Origin of the sequence: Leisingera sp. ANG-DT (assembly GCF_000813785.1) — a bacterium.
Classification (GTDB): Bacteria; Pseudomonadota; Alphaproteobacteria; order Rhodobacterales; family Rhodobacteraceae; genus Leisingera.
Genome location: NZ_JWLE01000005.1, coordinates 41,896 through 58,114 on the forward strand (window position 1 = coordinate 41,896; position 16,219 = coordinate 58,114).

The following is a 16,219-nucleotide window of genomic DNA, read 5'->3' on the forward strand; positions in this document are numbered from 1 at the left end:
TGCCGTATGACCTTTCTGGCGCTGCTGGACTATGCCTCGGTGCTGGTCTTTGCCCTTTCCGGCGCGCTGGTCGCCAGCCGGGCGCAGCTGGATATTGTCGGCTTTGCCTTTGTTGCCTGCCTGACCGCGCTGGGCGGCGGCACGTTGCGCGATCTGCTCTTGGACCGCAACCCGGTGTTCTGGATCGGCAACCCCAACTACATCCTGCTGGCCGCGCTGGCCGCCGTGGCGGTGTTCTTCACTGCGCATCTCTTGGAAAGCCGCCTGCGCTGGGTGGTCTGGCTCGACAGCTTTGCCCTTGCCATTGCTGTACCTGCCGGCACCGGTGCCGCGATCTCGCTGGACAGCCCGCCGGTGATCGTCGTGCTGATGGGTATGGCCACCGGCACCATGGGCGGGCTGATGCGCGACGTGGTCTGCAACGAGGTGCCGCTGGTGCTGAAACAGGGCGAGCTTTACATCACCTGCGCCATGGCAGGCGCCATCACTGCCGTTGCGGCCATCTGGCTGGGGTTTGAGCTGAAGTTCGCGCTGCTGGCCTGCGCCGGGGTCTGCTGGGTGCTGCGGGCAGGTTCCATCCTGTTTGGCTGGCACCTGCCGGTCTACAAAAGCCGCCCGCCGCGCAGCTAGGAAAGGCGTCTAGCGCTGTACGTATTTCTGCCAGAGCCAGATCAGCACCAGGGCGCCCAGCACCGCGCCTATGAAACCGGCCATGAAGCCCATCACCGCCAGCAGCGCGCGCAGCACCAATCCGCCCACCAGCGCCCCGGCCATACCGATGCAGACTGTGGTGATGATATCGGTTTCGAGTTTCATCAGCCTGGTTGCCAGAAAGCCTGCCGCGGCGCCGATGATGATCAGGGCAATGATGGGCATCAGACCCTCCGGTTACAGGCGGCTGCCCTTGGGAACCGGGAAGCCGCGCAGGAATACATCGGGATCCTGCGCGCTTTTGCCCGCCCGTTGCAAGCGCAAGAGCTGCACTGCTCCCTCGCCGCACGCCACGATCAGGCTGTCGTCCAGCACCTCTCCGGGCGCGCCCTGCCCCTCCGCCAGCCGTGAGGCCAGCAGCTTGATCCGCTGGCCTTCGATCTCGCACCAGGCGCCGGGGAAGGGCGACAGGCCGCGGATCTTGCGGTCCACCTCCGCCGCCGGACGCGTCCAGTCGATCTGCGCCTCTGCCTTGTCGATCTTTTCGGCATAAATGACACCATCTTCCGGCTGCACTTCGGGTGTCAGCTCCGGCAGGCGGCTCAAGGCTTCGGTGATCAGCGCTGCACCCATTGCAGACAACCTGTCGTGCAACTGCGCGGTGATTTCTTCCGCACCGATGGCAGTGGCCTCGCGCAACAGCACCGGACCTGTGTCGAGCCCCGCCTCCATCTGCATGATGCAGACGCCGGTTTCGGCGTCGCCCGCCATGATGGCGCGGTGAATCGGCGCCGCACCGCGCCAGCGCGGCAAAAGGCTGGCGTGGATGTTGAGGCAGCCATGCGCGGGCGCGTCCAGCACCGCCTGCGGCAGGATCAAGCCATAGGCCACGACCACCGCCACATCTGCATTCAAAGCGGCAAAGGCCTCTTGCTCCTCCGCGCCTTTCAGCGAGACCGGGTGGCGCACCTCCAGCCCCAAGGCCGCGGCGCGGGCGTGGACAGGGGTTGGACGGTCCTTCTTGCCGCGGCCCGCAGGCCGGGGCGGCTGGCAATAAACGGCGGCAACCTCGTGCCCGGCCTCCACCAGCGCATCCAGCACCGGCACTGAGAAGTCAGGCGTTCCCATGAAGATAATGCGCATCAATGCCTCCGTAGGGTGGGCAATCTGCCCGCAAATCCCTGCCCCGATTGCCCGGCAGCCTGCTGCCAGGGCGCGAACCGGACCGCAGGCGATCCGGGAATTTAGATCAGCCTCAGCCGTTCAGCTTCTTCGCCTTGCGGATCAGCATGTCGCGTTTCACCTTGCTGAGGCGGTCAAAATACATCTTGCCATTCAGGTGGTCGATCTGGTGCTGCACCGAGGTCGCCTCGATACCGACGAAATCCTTGCGGTCCACCGTGCCCTGCTCATTGATGAAGCGGACGGTCACCGCCCGCGGACGTTTGATCTTGGCGGAGACGCCGGGCAGGTTCGGGCTGGCCTCGTCATGCTCGCGCAGCTCGACCGAGGCGTGCAGGATCTCCGGGTTCGCCAGCTTCACCGCGCGGCCGCGCTCGGTGGAGCCGTCCACGACGGCCAGCCGCAGCATCACGCCAATCTGATTGGCGGCCAGACCCACACCCGGCATTGCCTCCATCGTGTCGACCATGTCGTTCCAGATTTCGCGGATCTCGTCGGTGATCTCTGTCACCTCATCAGCCTTGGTGCGCAGGCGCTTGTCGGGCCAGGGCAGGCAGGTGCGGACGGTCATGTCTGGTATTTCCTCAGGCGCGGGCGCGTTCGCGCTTCAGCTTCTGCATCTTGCGGGTGATCATCTGGCGCTTCAGCGGCTTCAGGTAATCGATGAACAGCTTGCCGTTCAGATGGTCGATCTCATGCTGCACGCAGGTCGCCCACAAGCCGTCAAAGGTTTCGCGCTGCGCGTTGCCGTCGCGGTCCATCCATTCGACCTCCACCACCTTGGGGCGGGTGACCTCGGCGTATTGATCCGGGATCGACAGGCAGCCTTCCTCATAGACGTTGGTCTCGTCCGAGGAAGAAATGATCTGAGGGTTGAACATCACCAGAGGGCGCGGGTCGCCATCCTCTTCCTTGACGCAATCCAGCACGATCAGCCGCTGCAGGATGCCGATCTGCGGCGCTGCCAGGCCAATGCCGGGCGCGGCGTACATGGTTTCCAGCATGTCGTCCGCCAGCACGCGCAAGTCATCGCTCAGGTCCGGCACGGGCACGCAAACCTTTTTCAGGCGGGGATCGGGATGGATCAGGATCGGTCGTTTCATGCGCTTCATTTATGCGATTGCAGGCCCCATCGCAACGCCCCCCTTGCGCACGCTGCCGCAGTGGTTAGCTTCGCATCCAACGATACGGGAGTTCACAGATGAATTTTGACAAACCCACAGACCGCCGCGGCACCCACAGCTCAAAATGGGACAAGATGGAGCAGCTGTTCGGCGTGTCCCCTGAGGATGGCCTGGCGATGTGGACGGCGGACTCCGACTATGAAACCGCGCCCTGCGTGATCGAGGCCGTCAAAAAGGCCGCGGAGCATGGCGTGTTCGGCTACTCCTGGCAGCACCCCGAGTATCTGCAGGCGGTGCAATGGTGGATGAAGAACCGCCACAGCTGGGACATTGAGACCGATTGGATCCTGACATCCCAAGGTCTCGGCAACGCCATCGCGCTTTGCCTCGATGTCTGGAGCCAGCCAGGCGACGGCGTGGTGATCTTCTCGCCCGTTTATCACGAGTTTGCCCACAAGGTGAACAAGGCGGGCCGCAAGGTGACCGAATGCCCGCTGGCACGGGACGGCGACACCTACAATCTGGACCTGGACGATGCACAATCGCGCCTGAACGGGACGGAGAAGCTGCTGCTGTGGTGCTCTCCGCAGAACCCCTCGGGCCGGGTCTGGACGCCGGAGGAACTGCGCGCGGTGGCCGAATTCGCCAAGCGCAACGGGCTGATCCTGGTCTCGGATGAAATCCACCACGATCTGGTCTATCCGGGCAGCACCTTTGTGCCGATGGACGTGGCCGCGCCGGACGCTCGGCCCTGGACTGTGACCCTGACCGCGCCCTCCAAAACCTTCAACATCGCAGGCCAGCGCACCGGCAACATGATCATCCCCGATCCGGACCTGCGCGCAGCCATGCGGCACCGCCAGGCCACGCTGGATTATGATCCCAGCGGCCTCGGCGTGGCGATGATCATGGCCGCCTATTCGCCCGAAGGGGCAGAGTGGGTCGATGCACAGATCGCGCATTTGGAAGGCAACCGGAAACTGTTTGACGAAACCGTCAACGCGCTGCCGGGTCTGAAATCGCTGCCTCTGCAGTCCACCTATTTGGCCTGGCTCGACTTCTCCGGCACCGGCATGAACCGCGAGGAATTCATCAAGCGCCTGCGCGAAGACGCCAGAATCGCCACCTCACCCGGTGACGGCTTTGGCACCGGCGGCGAACTCATGGAGCGGTTCAATCTGGCGACCCAGCGGTCGCGGGTGGAGGAAGCCTGCCGCCGGCTGACCGCAGCCTTCTCGGACCTGCAATAAGCATGAAGCGCCTGCTGCGCCTCTTGGCGCTGGTTGCTTTGACCGGCGCCGCCTGGATGGCCTGGCAGGCCTTTGCCCCGCGTCCCGTGCCGCCGCCGCAATCTGCGGCGGTGGACCGGATCGACCGTATCCTGATCGAGAAATCCGCCCGCCGACTGACCGCCAGCCGGGATGGCGAGATGGTCCTGGAGTTCCCTATCGCGCTTGGCTTTGCCCCTGCTGGCGATAAGGAACAGGAAGGCGACGGCAAGACGCCGGAGGGCATCTTTCGGATCGACCGGCGCAATCCTAACAGCGCCTATCACCTGTCGCTGGGAATCAACTATCCGCAGCCCGATGACCGTGCCCGCGCGCAGGCGGCAGGTGTTAGCCCGGGCGGCGATATTTTTATCCACGGGCAGCCCAATGCAGTGGGCAATCTGGTCACCCTACCCGGCGACTGGACCGCCGGATGCATCGCTGTCAGCAATGAACAGATGGAAACGCTCTGGCGCCTGGCAGAGATAGGAATTGAGGTTGAAATCCGCCCCTGAACCGCTTCAAATCTTGCCCTGCGACTGGTCGAAAGGGATAAGCCCCGCAGGCGCATCCGGCGACTTGTAGAAATCCACCGGCGCCTTGTCGGCGGCAGGGGTGGAGCGCTTGAATTCATAACGCATCTCGCCGCCCTCTTCCTCGCCAGCCACGATCAGGCATTGCGACACATGACGGGCGCCGTCGTAGATATCAACCAGCCCGCGCAGCATCGGTGCGGTTTCCGCCTCGACCGAGAAACCGGTCTTCCACAGCCGCAGCACCGGATAGAGCTCATTATCCGCCATCACCCGCAAACGGCTCTTGCGCCGCATCCCCTGCAGGCGGGCGGTGTCCAGCGCTTCCTGCACGGCTTTGGGTACGTAGGTGTTCATGTCAGCGGCCTTCCAAATGCTTCGGTTTACACGGGTCCTTCTTTCAACGGTGCGTCACAAATATATAAAATCAAGTGAACATTTTCGAAAATTTGACGGCCGCGCAATTTTGTTGCTGCTGTGCAGGAGTGCAGAAGGCCTGCGCGCTGGCCTGCATAGGCGCACGCCCCTTGCCCGCATATGTTTGCCCTGCACAGCAGCAGGAGCAGACGCGATGGGCCTTTTGATCGACGGGAAATGGCACGACCAGTGGTATGACACCGGCTCTACCGGTGGCGCCTTCAAGCGCAGCGAATCGCAGTTCCGCAACTGGATCACCGCCGACGGCAGCCCGGGCCCGTCAGGCAAAGGCGGCTTCCCGGCGGAAAGCGGGCGTTACCATCTTTATGTCTCGCTTGCCTGCCCCTGGGCGCACCGCACGCTGATCTTCCGCCAGCTGAAGGGGCTGGCAGAGCATATCTCTGTCTCTGTCGTGCACCCCGACATGCTGGGCGAAGGCTGGACCTTTGAAACCGACGAACATGGCGCCACCGGCGACGGCCTGTTCGGCAATTCGCATATGCATCAGATCTACACCCGCGCCGATGCGGAATACACCGGCCGGGTGACGGTGCCGGTGCTGTGGGACAAGGCGCAGAACACCATCGTCTCCAACGAAAGCGCCGAAATCATCCGCATGTTCAATTCGGCCTTTGACGCGATCACAGGCAACAGTGACGACTATTGGCCGGAAGAGCTGCGCGAGCCGATTGAGGCGGTAAACGCCCGCGTCTACAGCACCATCAACAACGGTGTTTACAAATGCGGGTTTGCCACTTCGCAGCAAGCCTATGACGAGGCCGTCGCGCCGCTGTTCGAAAGCCTGGACTGGCTGGAAGATCTGCTGTCGCAGCACCGCTACCTGCTGGGTGAGCGCATCACCGAGGCTGACTGGCGTCTGTTCACCACCCTGCTGCGCTTCGATCCGGTCTATCACACCCACTTCAAGTGCAATCGCAAACGGCTGATGGATTACCCGAACCTCTGGGCCTACACCCGCGAGCTGTACCAGTGGCCGGGTGTGGCGGAGACGGTCGGAGTGAAGCACATCGTGCGCCACTATTATTACAGCCATGACACCATCAATCCGCATCGGATCATCCCCACCAACCCGGATATCAACTGGCAGGAACCGCACGGGCGCGGCTGACTCACGCGATTGCGTCTGCACCACCGTAAATAGGGAGTTCACGCCCCGCACAGCATAGTTTAATACGCGCAGTGCCTCAGATGGCAGCCGGCCCTGGCCGGTGTGAACTCTCACCGGTGGCGACTGCGATGCATGACCTCTCTCACGACCCCGCAACCCAGCCCCGCGATCACGGCGGCAATCTGAGCGCCGCCATTGCCGAATTCGGCGGCAGCCGCGATGGCTGGATCGACCTCTCCACCGGCATCAACCCGCACCCCTATCCGCTGCCGCAGTTCAGCGCCGGTGACTGGGGCGCGCTGCCGGATGCGGATGCGCTGGCCGGTCTGGAACAGGCCGCCCGCAGCTTCTGGAATATCCCGGAGGAGGCCGCTGTTCTTGCCGCCCCCGGCGCCTCTGCGCTGATTGCCGCCCTGCCTGCGCTGGCCGAGCCGCGCTGGGTGCAGATCACCAAGCCCACCTACAACGAACACGCCGCCGCATTTGAGGCCCGCGGCTGGATTGTCCGGGTGCATGGGCCTGCGGAGGCCAAGGTGGCTGTGCATCCCAACAACCCGGATGGCCGGATGTGGCGCGAGGACGAGCTTACCGCACCGCTGACGATCATCGACGAAAGCTTCTGCGATGTGTGTCCGGGTGAAAGCCTGATCCGCATGGCTGCCCGCCCCGGCGTTGTCGTGCTGAAGAGCTTTGGCAAATTCTGGGGCCTGGCCGGGATGCGGCTGGGCTTTGCCATCGGCGACCCCAAGCTGATTGCGCAGCTGGCCACCTGGCAGGGCCCCTGGGCGGTCTCCGGCCCGGCCCTGCGCACCGGCACATTGGCCTTGCAGGACAATGCCTGGGCCGAAGCCACCCGCACCCGGCTGCATCAGGATGCCGCCCGGCTGGACGAACTTGTGCTCGCCAAGGGTGCCAGCTTGGCCGGCGGCACCGACCTGTTCCGGCTTTACCATGTGGATGATGCCGCTGCCTGGCAGCAAAAGCTGGCCAGCGCCCATATCTGGAGCCGCATTTTCCCCTATTCCAAGACTTTCCTGCGCCTTGGCCTGCCGCCTGCGGACGGCTGGGACCGTCTGGAGGCCGCGCTGTGACCACCGCCGGAATGCTTGCCGTGGCCCTGCTGCTGGACGCCGTCCTGGGCGAGCCGAAATGGCTGTGGTCGCGCCTGACCCACCCTGCGGTGCTGATGGGCAGGCTGGTCGGTTTCCTTGACCGTAAGCTCAACACCGGCCCCAGCCGCCGCCTCAACGGCGTGCTTGCGGCAGCGGCCCTGGTTCTGGCAGGCCTCATCGCGGGCAAGCTGCTGGCCCTGCCCGGTACACTGGTCGAAATTCTGGTGGCGGCCGTCCTGATCGCCCAGCGGTCCCTGACCGAACATGTTGCCGCGGTTGCCAAGGGCCTGCGCAGCAGCCTGGAGGAGGGCCGCCAGACCGTGGCCATGATCGTTAGCCGCGACACTGGTGCCATGACCGCACCGCAGGCCGCGCGCTCCGCCATCGAAAGCGGTGCTGAGAACCTGTCGGATGGCGTCATTGCGCCTGCCTTCTGGTTTCTGATCGCCGGGCTGCCGGGGCTGATCATCTACAAGATGGTCAACACCGCCGACAGCATGATCGGCTACCGCAACGACCGCTACCGGGACTTTGGTTGGGCCGCCGCCCGGCTGGACGACCTGCTGAACCTGATCCCGGCCCGGCTGACCGGGTTGATGATCGCCGCCGCCGGCGGCCAGTTGCGCCACTGGCGTGCCATTGCCGGGGATGCCCGCAAGCACCGCTCTCCCAATGCCGGCTGGCCGGAGGCCGCGATGGCGCGGGCGCTGGATACATCGCTGGCAGGCCCCCGCTCCTATGACGGCGAAATGCGCGATTTCGCCTGGGTGCACGCCAAGGGCACCAAAAGCGCCAGCGCCGAAACCATCACCCGTTCCGTTGCGCTCCTTTGGCAAACCTGGGCGCTTGCGCTGGCCCTGACGGTTGCCATCGCCGCAGTTTTCTAGCACATAAGTTCCTGTGGGAGCGGTAAGACCAAGGAGCGCCAGAACCATGCGCCTATTGCCCTTTGTCCTCGCAGCGGCCCTGCTGCCTGCGGCAGCGGCGGCCCAATGCGGCGGCGGCTTTCAGAATTTCGTGAAACTGATGAAGGACGAGGCGGTTCAGGCCGGGTATGACAACGCCACGGTCAATGCTTTCTTTGCCGGCACCCGTCAGGACCCCCGCGTGCTCAAGGCCGACCGCGGCCAGGGCGTGTTCCAGAAACCCTTCATCGACTTCTCCCGCCGCCTGATCTCGCAAAACCGGCTGAAAACAGGCCGCCAGATGGCGCAGAAACACGACACCACCTTCCAGCGGATCGAAAGCACCTATGGCATCGACCGCGGCGTGCTGCTGGCCTTCTGGGCGTTCGAGACCGACTACGGCGGCTATCAGGGCGATTTCAACACCCGCGACGCGCTGGTCACCCTGGCGCATGACTGCCGCCGCCCGGAACTGTTCCGCCCGCAAGTGTTTGCCGCGCTGGAAATGTTCAAGCAGGGCAACTTCGACCCGAAACGCACCACCGGCGCCTGGGCAGGCGAGATCGGCATGGTGCAGATGCTGCCGGGAGACATCCTGCAGCACGGCGTTGATGCCGATGGCGACGGCAAGGTCAGCCTGAAATCCTCTGCCCCCGATGCGCTGATGTCCGGCGCACGGATGCTGTCGCACTTGGGCTGGCAACCGGGCCAGCCCTGGCTGCAGGAAGTCACCATCCCCGAAGACCTGGACCTGTCTCTCAGCGGCACTGCACGAAAAAAGTCGGTTGCCCAATGGCGCAAGCTGGGTGTCTCCGCCCGCGACGGCAGCCTGCCGGATCCGTCGATGCGCGCCTCGCTGCTGCTGCCGCAGGGCCACAAGGGGCCGGCCTTCCTCGCCTATCCGAATTTCGACGTCTATTTCGAGTGGAACCAGAGCTTCACCTATGTGCTGACCGCCGCCTATTTTGCCAACCGGCTGCAGGGCGCGGATGTCTATGAGGCCGGCAGGCCCGACAATGGGCTGAACGGCGCCCAGATGAAGCAGCTGCAGCAGAAACTGCAGGCCCGCGGCCACAATGTCGGCGACATTGACGGCATCCTTGGCGCCCGCACACGGGTTGCGGTGCAAAAGGAGCAGCAGCGCCTCGGCCTGCCTGCCGACGCCTGGCCCACGCCCGCGCTGCTGAAGAAGCTTTAACGCACCGGGAACCTTTCGCCCTTTTCGGTGATCAGGATGATCCGGCTGCCGTTGCGGACAAACAGGTCGCAGCGCCCGAACCCGTTGGTAAAGTCCACGCAGATGCTGCCATCGCCGGCAATCCGGTAGGTGCCCCAGGCGGTGCCGCCGCCGTTCTCCGAGGAGTAGGTATAGGCATAGGCCCCGCCGCTGCCGTATTGCGACTCGCCCCCGTCAAAAAAGCGGAAGGACTGTCCAGGCAGCGCGTCCAGCTCCGCTTGCGCAAAGGGCGTGTCGCCGGGGCGCAGCTGCCAGGTATCCGCCGCGGCGGTCCCTGCGGGCAGGCAAAGGAAAAGGGGCATGATCCATTTCATGCCCCCACCCTAGCGATTGATCCTGCAATCCGCTGTCACGATCCGGTGACAGGCCGGTTTACCAGTCGATGAATTCTTCAAACTCCTGCAACGCCCGGTTCCATTTTCCGACGGCCAGGGCAAAATCATCCGAAGTCATGCCGTCATTCCCAAGCAGCACATCCATCTCGATCCGGGCAGAGCCTTCCTCGGACACATAGGCACGGGCAAAACGGTTATTGGTGTTCCATTCGTTGATCTTGGACAGGCGCACGCTGCCGTCTGTCTGGTAGCCGGAGAAGAACTGGATCGCATCGCAGTTGGCGTTGTCCTCGCAGCCGTAGTAGTAGACGGAAAAATCGTTGCCGTAATATTCGACTTTCAGGTTCGGATCACCAACGCTGTCGGTGGTCACTTCGACCTTGGCGCCTTCGTCCTTAAAAAAGTTGGCGACGCTGTCGCCTGTCTTGGCCACCACATTGCCAGCCATCGCGGCAGCCGGGGTCATCAGCACCGCAGCAGCGGCAATTGCTTTGAGCATATTCATTTGTCACTCCACAAAACTTTGTCTTTGCAAACAGGCCCCGGCACAGATCCCCGCTGCGCCAGACCTCAGGCCACCATCGCCTCTGCCTTCTTGAGGTCAACCGAAACCAGCTGGCTGACACCCTTTTCCTGCATGGTGACGCCAAAAAGACGATCCATCCGCGCCATCGTCACCGCATGGTGGGTGATGATCAGGAAGCGGGTGTCGGTCTGGCGGCACATCTCGTCCAGCAGATCGCAGAAACGGGTGACGTTGGCGTCATCCAGCGGCGCGTCGACCTCGTCCAGCACACAGATCGGCGCCGGGTTCGACAGGAACACCGCAAAGATCAGTGCCATCGCGGTCAGCGTCTGCTCGCCGCCCGACAGCAGAGACAGTGTCGACAGCTTCTTGCCCGGGGGCTGGCACATGATCTCAAGCCCCGCATCCAACGGGTCGTCGCTTTCGACCATCACCAGATTGGCCTCGCCGCCGCCGAACAGATGGGTGAACAGCATGGCAAAGCTGTTGTTCACCTGCTCAAACGCGGTCAGAAGCCGCTCGCGGCCCTCTCGGTTGAGGCTTGAAATGCCGTCACGCAGGGTCTTCACCGCGCCTTCCAGGTCCAGCTTTTCAGCCACCAGCGTGTCATGCTCGTTCTGCACCCCGCGTGCGTCTTCCTCGGCGCGCAGGTTGACCGCACCCAAGGCGTCGCGCTGACGCTTGTAGCGGTCCACATCGTGCTCCAAATCATCCGAGGCCGGCATCTCATCCGGCGACACGCCCAGCTTCTCCAGCAGTGCCTGCGGGGTGATCTGCTGCGCTTCGATAATCCTGCCCGCCGCTTGCGTGACGGCTTCCTTGGCCGCATCGCTGCGCGCCTCGGACCGTGCCCGCGCTTCGCGTGCTTCCGACGCCAGCCGCTCGCATTCGCGCTCCTTATGGACAGCCTCGCGCAGTTCTGCCTCAGCTGCGATCAGCGCCTCGGTCGCTGCGGACTTGCGCGCTTCAGCCTCAGAGATTGCCTCGTTCAGCTCTTCGCGTTTCTCGGCAATTTCCGCCGGGACCGCATTGGCCTCTTCCAGTTCCTCCTGCGAGGCCTCGCGACGCTCCGCCAGCTCCTCGATCCGCGCCTCGGCGCTTTCCAGGCGGTGGCGCCAGCCGGACAGCTCCTTGGTCACTTCCTGCCCGCGCTTGGTGCGGGCCTCGCCCTCGCGGCGCAGCTCGTCATGGCTGGAACGGTGGGTCAGCATGGTGATCCGCGCCGCCTCAACCGACTGCTTGATATCCTCAACCGCAGTGCGGGCCTGGTCCAGATTCCCCAGCTCTCCCAGTGCCTTCTCAGCCTCTTTCAGCTGCAGGCCGGCGCTCAGCGCGTCTTCCTCGTGGCGCGACACCGCAATGCCCAGGGTTTCCAGCCTGCCTTCTGCCAGGTTGCGATCGGCCTCGGCCCGGCTGAGCGCACGGGCCGCCTCGGCCACCCGCTGATCTGCCACCCGGCGCGCCTGGCGGGCGTTCTGATCGGCCAGCGTCACCTCTTCCAGCTTGCGCAGCAGCATCTCATGCGCGGCGCGGGCACCGTCGGCAGTGGCGCTGACACGCTCCATTTCCTGCTTCAGCGCTTCCAGCTTATTGAGCTGTTCCAGACGCAAGGCAGCGGCACTCGGCGCATCTTCGGCCCAGGCGCGGTAGCCGTCCCAGCGCCACAGATCGCCTTCCAGGGTCACCAGCCGCTGTCCGGGCTGCAACTGCGCCTGAAGGCCCGCTGCTGCATCGCCATCCACCAGTCCGATCTGCGCCACCCGGCGCGACAGGGCATCGGGACCGGAGACAAACAGTGCCAAGGGCTGCACACCCTCCGGCAGTGCCGCGTCGCGGTCATAGCCCGGCAGGGACAGCCAGCCGGTCGGCCCGTCGGCATCCGCCAGCGGCGCGCGCAGATCATCCGCCAGCGCTGCGCCCAAAGCCTTCTCATACCCCGGCGAAACAGTCAGCTCATCCAGAACCTGACCGCCCTCGGCGGTGTCACGCTCCACCAGCTTGGCCAGCGCCGTCACCTCAGCCCGCAGCGCGCCCAGCTCGCCCTCTGCCTCAGAGCGCTGCGAGCGTGCCTCGGCCTCGCGGGCCTGAGTTTCGGTGCGCGCCTCGTCCGCCGCTTCCAGCGCCTCCTCAGCCATCTCAGAGGCTTCACGCGCCTCTTCCTCAGCCGAGACAGCCGCCTCAAACTTCTCCGCCGCCAGCTTCAGCGCCTCCTGCGCCTCGCCTTGGGCAGCGCGGGCCTTCTCTGCCTCGCCCTCGGAACGGCCCAAGGCGCGCTGGCAGTCCTCGACCGCGCGCCGCGCCGACTGGTGGCGGGCCGCCAGACGGGCGACATCCTCTGTCACCTGCGCCAGGTGATCTTCACGCGCCTGCAGGATGGAGCCCGCATCGCGTGCCAGCTCAGCAGCCTCCATCAACTTGCCGTCATGGCCGTCGCCGGCCTTGGACAGCTCGCGCTGTTCCCATTCCAGCCGCTCGATGGTTTCGCCAGCGTCCTTGTTCAGGCCGGTCTCGCGTTCGATATCGTTGCCCAGCTGCACGATCCGGCTGCTGAGCCGTTCGATGGTCTGGCGCGCCTGCGCCTCCTGATCGCCCAGCGAGTCGCGCTGCACCACCAGCCGCTGCAGGATAGCGGCCGCAATAGCCTCTTCCTCGCGCAGGGGGGGCAGTTTTTCCTCAAACGTGCCGCGCTGAGCGGCAGCGGCGCGCACCAGCGCTTCCGCCTTGGCGGCCTGCTCGACGCGCACCCGCAGCTCATCCTCTGAAGACAGCCGCGCCTCATCCGCCTCGCGCCAGCGGCGGTAGAGCAGCATGCCCTCGGCCAGCCGCAGCTTCTCGCCGATCTCGCGATAGCGCTGCGCCTGCCGCGCCTGTTTGGCCAGCTGCGCCAGCTGTGCCGCCAACTGCTCGATCACGTCATCGACGCGCAGCAGGTTGGCCTCGGTGTTCTTCAGCTTCAGCTCCGCCTCGTGGCGGCGCTGATAAAGCCCCGAAATACCAGCCGCCTCTTCCAGAATGCGCCGCCGTGCCTTGGGTTTGGCGTTGATCAGCTCCGCGATCTGCCCCTGCCGCACCAGCGCCGGCGAATGCGCACCGGTGGAGGCATCGGCAAACAGCATCTGCACATCGCGCGCCCGCACGTCCTTGCCGTTGGACTTATAGGCGCTGCCCACATCGCGGGTGATGCGGCGCACGATCTCCAGACCGTCGGCATCATTGAACCCCGACGGCGCCAGCCGCTCGGAGTTGTCGATGTTGAGGCTCACCTCGGCAAAGTTGCGCGCGGGCCGCGACGAGGTGCCGGCAAAGATCACGTCCTCCATGCCGCCGCCGCGCATCGCCTTGGCGCGGGTTTCCCCCATCACCCAGCGCAATGCCTCCAGAAGATTGGATTTGCCGCAACCGTTTGGACCCACAACCCCTGTCAGCCCATCGGCAATGACCAGTTCGGTAGGATCGACAAAGCTTTTGAAGCCGTTCAGCCTGAGCTTGGAAAACCGCAAAGCTGCCCCTTCGTGATTCCGTATCGAGAAAGTTCAGCGGTTCCTACCCGCTGAGTCAACGCTCCGCACCCCCAAATCGGGGCAAAATCTGTTCAAACCACACCATATCTTGTGGATAACCCGCAGGATCCGGCGGTGTTTTGCCAAACAGCAGCCTGTCAGGCCTCAAAGGGACCGCAACAACCGCCCCAGCCGGGCAATGCCTTCCTCGATGGCTGTATGGTTGGAATTGGAGAAACTCAACCGGATCGTGTTCTGGCCGCTGCCATCGGCGAAAAACGCCTGACCGGGGACAAAGGCCACCCGCTCCGTCTCCAGCGAACGCGCCAGCAAGTCTGCCCCGCTCATGCCATCCGGCAGGGTCACCCAGATGAACATCCCACCCTCGGGCCGGGTCCACTCCACGCCCTCCGGCATATGTTCCGCCATGGCCGCCAGCATCACGTCGCGGCGGCGCTGATAAACCGCGCGCAGCTGTTCGACATGTGCGTCGAAACAGGTCTCTGCCACGCCATGCACAGCCATCTGGTTGATCGACGAGGTATGCAGGTCCGCCGCCTGTTTCAGCAGCACCATCTGCGCAATCACCGGCTTGGCCGCCACCGCCCAGCCGATCCGCACGCCCGGCGCCAGCGTCTTGCTGAAGGTGCCGCAGTAAATCGTCCGGCAGTCCTCAATTGAGCCCTTCTGTTCAATCTCCAGCGCCAGCACCGGCGGCACCGGCTCCCCGTCATAGCGCAGCGACTGATAGGCCGCGTCCTCAATGACCGCGCAGTCCAGCGCATCCGCGATGTTCAGCAGCCGCAACCGCCCGGCACGGTCCAGCGTCTCGCCGGTCGGGTTGGCAAAATCCGGCGACAGATAGGCGAATTTCACCGCACTGCCCGCCTCTGATGCACCCTCGGCATAGCTTTCCGCAGTGCGGTTCCCGGTCAGTGACAGCCGGTCATAGCGCGGCTCATAAGCGTTGAAGGCCGCCAGCGCCCCCAGGTAGGTCGGCCAGCCGACCAGAGCAGTGTCACCCGGCGACAGGAACAGCTTGCCCAGGTAATCCAGCGCCTGCTGCGAGCCGGAGGTGATCAGCACGTTCTCAGCCTCGCAGACAATCCCGATCTTCGCCATCTCCGCCACGATCCACTGGCGCAGCGGCAGGTAGCCTTCGCTCACGGAATACTGCAGCGCCTGCACCTGCCGCTCCGGCGTCAGCGCGGTCTTGAAGGCTTCGGCGAACTCATCCGCCGGGAACAACGCCGGATCGGGGATACCGCCGGCAAAGGAGATGATGTCCGGCTGGTCCAGCAGTTTCAGCAATTCACGGATTTCGGACGCCTTCATCCGGCTGTTGCGGGTGGCAAAGATCTGGTCCAGCTGCATGGCTCTCTCCTCGCTGAGCTTCCATGATCACGGTAGGAGGCTCCAAAATAAAGTCAATAATGCTGACCTATTGTTACAGCCTTCGTGATGCGTTGCTCTTGCAGCCACCCGCCCCGCGTGGTCATATAAATTGACCAATCCGCCAGAGCGACCAGATGCCCTTCCAGAAAGTCCAGCCCGAGAAACTCTCCGCCTCCGTCGTCAAGCAGATCGAGCAGCTGATCCTGCGCGGCATCCTGTCGCCCGGTGAACGGCTGCCTGCCGAACGGGAACTGGCCGAACGGCTCGGCGTTTCCCGCCCCTCCTTGCGCGATGCCATCGGTGAGTTGCAAGACCGCGGCCTGCTGGCGTCCAAGGCCGGCTCCGGCGTGTTTGTGGCCGATGTTCTGGGTTCCGCCTTCTCCCCTGCCCTGATCCAGCTTTTCGCCACCCATGATGAGGCGGTGTTCGACTACCTCTCCTTCCGCCGCGACATGGAAGGGCTCGCTGCCGAGCGCGCAGCCCGGTTCGGGTCGGACTACGACCTGCAGGTGATCCAGGCGATCTTCGACAAGATGGAAGCAGCCGGCAATCCCGCCGTGTCCGAGGAAGCGGCCAAGCTCGACGCCCAGTTCCACTCCGCCATCATGGACGCCAGCCACAACGTGATCATGCTGCACATGATGCGCTCAATGTTCGATCTGCTGCGTGAGGGCGTGTTCTACAACCGCCGAATCATGTTCCAGCAGCACACCACCTATGAGGCGCTTCTGGAGCAGCACCGCGCCATCAACGCCGCTTTGCAGGCCCGCGACCCGCAAGCCGCCCGCACCGCGGTCGAGGCGCATCTGGATTATGTCAAACAGGCCCTCACCGACCACCAACGGGCTGAGCGCAACGCCGAGGTGGCAAAGCAGCGGCTGGAGCATGAGACGGGGAAGGGGTAA

17 protein-coding genes are annotated in these 16,219 nt (G+C 64.3%); 8 read left to right on the plus strand and 9 right to left on the minus strand.

Annotation, left to right across the window (positions count from 1 at the left end; all coding sequences use genetic code 11):
* Nucleotides 1–6 precede the first annotated feature (6 nt).
* Nucleotides 7–630, plus strand: coding sequence for a trimeric intracellular cation channel family protein (locus RA21_RS05420; RefSeq protein WP_019296615.1), 624 nt, complete (start codon nt 7–9; stop codon nt 628–630).
* A gap of 9 nt (nt 631–639) precedes the next feature.
* Here RA21_RS05420 and RA21_RS05425 read toward each other — a convergent pair whose 3' ends face one another.
* From RA21_RS05425 to def (RA21_RS05440), 4 genes are all read right to left on the minus strand, one after another.
* Entirely contained in the window at nt 640–876 is a 237-nt protein-coding gene (locus tag RA21_RS05425) for a GlsB/YeaQ/YmgE family stress response membrane protein (RefSeq protein WP_039147144.1), read from the minus strand.
* Between the two features lie 12 nt (nt 877–888).
* Nucleotides 889–1,794, minus strand: a complete 906-nt coding sequence (fmt, locus tag RA21_RS05430; RefSeq protein WP_039147146.1) for a methionyl-tRNA formyltransferase — start codon at nt 1,792–1,794, stop codon at nt 889–891.
* A 112-nt stretch (nt 1,795–1,906) separates the two neighbouring features.
* Entirely contained in the window at nt 1,907–2,404 is a 498-nt protein-coding gene (gene def / locus RA21_RS05435) for a peptide deformylase (protein WP_019296618.1), read from the minus strand.
* A 13-nt stretch (nt 2,405–2,417) separates the two neighbouring features.
* On the minus strand, nt 2,418–2,936 hold the full coding sequence (gene def / locus RA21_RS05440; RefSeq protein ID WP_029204849.1) for a peptide deformylase: 519 nt from the start codon (nt 2,934–2,936) through the stop codon (nt 2,418–2,420).
* A 98-nt stretch (nt 2,937–3,034) separates the two neighbouring features.
* On the opposite strand from def (RA21_RS05440), the gene RA21_RS05445 reads away from it, so the two are divergent.
* Nucleotides 3,035–4,207 (plus strand): MalY/PatB family protein, encoded by a 1,173-nt coding sequence (locus tag RA21_RS05445; RefSeq protein WP_039147149.1) that lies wholly within the window; start codon nt 3,035–3,037, stop codon nt 4,205–4,207.
* A gap of 2 nt (nt 4,208–4,209) precedes the next feature.
* The gene (locus tag RA21_RS05450) at nt 4,210–4,740 is read left to right on the plus strand and encodes a L,D-transpeptidase family protein (protein WP_019296621.1); all 531 of its coding nucleotides are present in this window, start codon (nt 4,210–4,212) and stop codon (nt 4,738–4,740) included.
* Nucleotides 4,741–4,746: 6 nt separating this feature from the next.
* On the opposite strand, the gene RA21_RS05455 is transcribed toward RA21_RS05450, so the two are convergent.
* The gene (locus tag RA21_RS05455; RefSeq protein WP_039147151.1) at nt 4,747–5,115 is read right to left on the minus strand and encodes a hypothetical protein; all 369 of its coding nucleotides are present in this window, start codon (nt 5,113–5,115) and stop codon (nt 4,747–4,749) included.
* Nucleotides 5,116–5,329: 214 nt separating this feature from the next.
* Here RA21_RS05455 and RA21_RS05460 point away from each other — a divergent pair, with 214 nt between their 5' ends.
* The 4 genes from RA21_RS05460 to RA21_RS05475 all read left to right on the plus strand — a co-directional run bounded on the left by RA21_RS05460 (nt 5,330) and on the right by RA21_RS05475 (nt 9,519).
* On the plus strand, nt 5,330–6,304 hold the full coding sequence (locus RA21_RS05460; protein ID WP_039147153.1) for a glutathione S-transferase family protein: 975 nt from the start codon (nt 5,330–5,332) through the stop codon (nt 6,302–6,304).
* Nucleotides 6,305–6,432: 128 nt separating this feature from the next.
* On the plus strand, nt 6,433–7,395 hold the full coding sequence (locus tag RA21_RS05465; RefSeq protein WP_019296624.1) for a threonine-phosphate decarboxylase: 963 nt from the start codon (nt 6,433–6,435) through the stop codon (nt 7,393–7,395).
* Nucleotides 7,392–8,303: an adenosylcobinamide-phosphate synthase CbiB gene (cbiB, locus tag RA21_RS05470; RefSeq protein ID WP_019296625.1), complete on the plus strand. Its 912-nt coding sequence runs from the start codon at nt 7,392–7,394 to the stop codon at nt 8,301–8,303. Before RA21_RS05465 ends, cbiB begins: the two co-directional genes overlap by 4 nt.
* A gap of 46 nt (nt 8,304–8,349) precedes the next feature.
* Nucleotides 8,350–9,519 (plus strand): lytic murein transglycosylase, encoded by a 1,170-nt coding sequence (locus RA21_RS05475; protein ID WP_019296626.1) that lies wholly within the window; start codon nt 8,350–8,352, stop codon nt 9,517–9,519.
* Here RA21_RS05475 and RA21_RS05480 read toward each other — a convergent pair.
* The 4 genes from RA21_RS05480 to RA21_RS05495 form a co-directional block, all read right to left on the minus strand.
* Entirely contained in the window at nt 9,516–9,860 is a 345-nt protein-coding gene (locus RA21_RS05480) for a hypothetical protein (RefSeq protein WP_241483477.1), read from the minus strand. The genes RA21_RS05475 and RA21_RS05480 overlap by 4 nt on opposite strands.
* A 70-nt stretch (nt 9,861–9,930) precedes the next feature.
* Nucleotides 9,931–10,398 (minus strand): YbjN domain-containing protein, encoded by a 468-nt coding sequence (locus RA21_RS05485; RefSeq protein ID WP_019296628.1) that lies wholly within the window; start codon nt 10,396–10,398, stop codon nt 9,931–9,933.
* A gap of 65 nt (nt 10,399–10,463) precedes the next feature.
* Nucleotides 10,464–13,919 carry a chromosome segregation SMC family protein gene (locus RA21_RS05490; RefSeq protein ID WP_039147157.1) on the minus strand — a complete coding sequence of 1,152 codons (3,456 nt, stop codon included), beginning with the start codon at nt 13,917–13,919 and terminating at the stop codon, nt 10,464–10,466.
* A gap of 165 nt (nt 13,920–14,084) precedes the next feature.
* A complete protein-coding gene (locus RA21_RS05495) occupies nt 14,085–15,293 on the minus strand; it encodes an aminotransferase-like domain-containing protein (RefSeq protein ID WP_039147160.1) in 1,209 nt (402 codons plus the stop codon).
* A gap of 155 nt (nt 15,294–15,448) precedes the next feature.
* Here RA21_RS05495 and RA21_RS05500 point away from each other — a divergent pair, with 155 nt between their 5' ends.
* Nucleotides 15,449–16,219: a FadR/GntR family transcriptional regulator gene (locus RA21_RS05500; protein WP_019296631.1), complete on the plus strand. Its 771-nt coding sequence runs from the start codon at nt 15,449–15,451 to the stop codon at nt 16,217–16,219.

What these genes read in the sequence shown, in the direction of transcription:
- RA21_RS05455 (WP_039147151.1), bottom strand. Translation starts at nt 5,115, where the DNA reads ATGAACACCTACGTACCCAAAGCCGTGCAGGAAGCGCTGGACACCGCC.
- RA21_RS05450 (WP_019296621.1), top strand. Translation starts at nt 4,210, where the DNA reads ATGAAGCGCCTGCTGCGCCTCTTGGCGCTGGTTGCTTTGACCGGCGCC.
- def (WP_019296618.1), bottom strand. Translation starts at nt 2,404, where the DNA reads ATGACCGTCCGCACCTGCCTGCCCTGGCCCGACAAGCGCCTGCGCACC.
- fmt (WP_039147146.1), bottom strand. Translation starts at nt 1,794, where the DNA reads ATGCGCATTATCTTCATGGGAACGCCTGACTTCTCAGTGCCGGTGCTG.
- RA21_RS05500 (WP_019296631.1), top strand. Translation starts at nt 15,449, where the DNA reads ATGCCCTTCCAGAAAGTCCAGCCCGAGAAACTCTCCGCCTCCGTCGTC.
- RA21_RS05465 (WP_019296624.1), top strand. Translation starts at nt 6,433, where the DNA reads ATGCATGACCTCTCTCACGACCCCGCAACCCAGCCCCGCGATCACGGC.
- RA21_RS05425 (WP_039147144.1), bottom strand. Translation starts at nt 876, where the DNA reads ATGCCCATCATTGCCCTGATCATCATCGGCGCCGCGGCAGGCTTTCTG.
- RA21_RS05420 (WP_019296615.1), top strand. Translation starts at nt 7, where the DNA reads ATGACCTTTCTGGCGCTGCTGGACTATGCCTCGGTGCTGGTCTTTGCC.
- RA21_RS05485 (WP_019296628.1), bottom strand. Translation starts at nt 10,398, where the DNA reads ATGAATATGCTCAAAGCAATTGCCGCTGCTGCGGTGCTGATGACCCCG.
- RA21_RS05445 (WP_039147149.1), top strand. Translation starts at nt 3,035, where the DNA reads ATGAATTTTGACAAACCCACAGACCGCCGCGGCACCCACAGCTCAAAA.
- RA21_RS05460 (WP_039147153.1), top strand. Translation starts at nt 5,330, where the DNA reads ATGGGCCTTTTGATCGACGGGAAATGGCACGACCAGTGGTATGACACC.
- RA21_RS05480 (WP_241483477.1), bottom strand. Translation starts at nt 9,860, where the DNA reads ATGCCCCTTTTCCTTTGCCTGCCCGCAGGGACCGCCGCGGCGGATACC.
- RA21_RS05495 (WP_039147160.1), bottom strand. Translation starts at nt 15,293, where the DNA reads ATGCAGCTGGACCAGATCTTTGCCACCCGCAACAGCCGGATGAAGGCG.
- def (WP_029204849.1), bottom strand. Translation starts at nt 2,936, where the DNA reads ATGAAACGACCGATCCTGATCCATCCCGATCCCCGCCTGAAAAAGGTT.
- RA21_RS05475 (WP_019296626.1), top strand. Translation starts at nt 8,350, where the DNA reads ATGCGCCTATTGCCCTTTGTCCTCGCAGCGGCCCTGCTGCCTGCGGCA.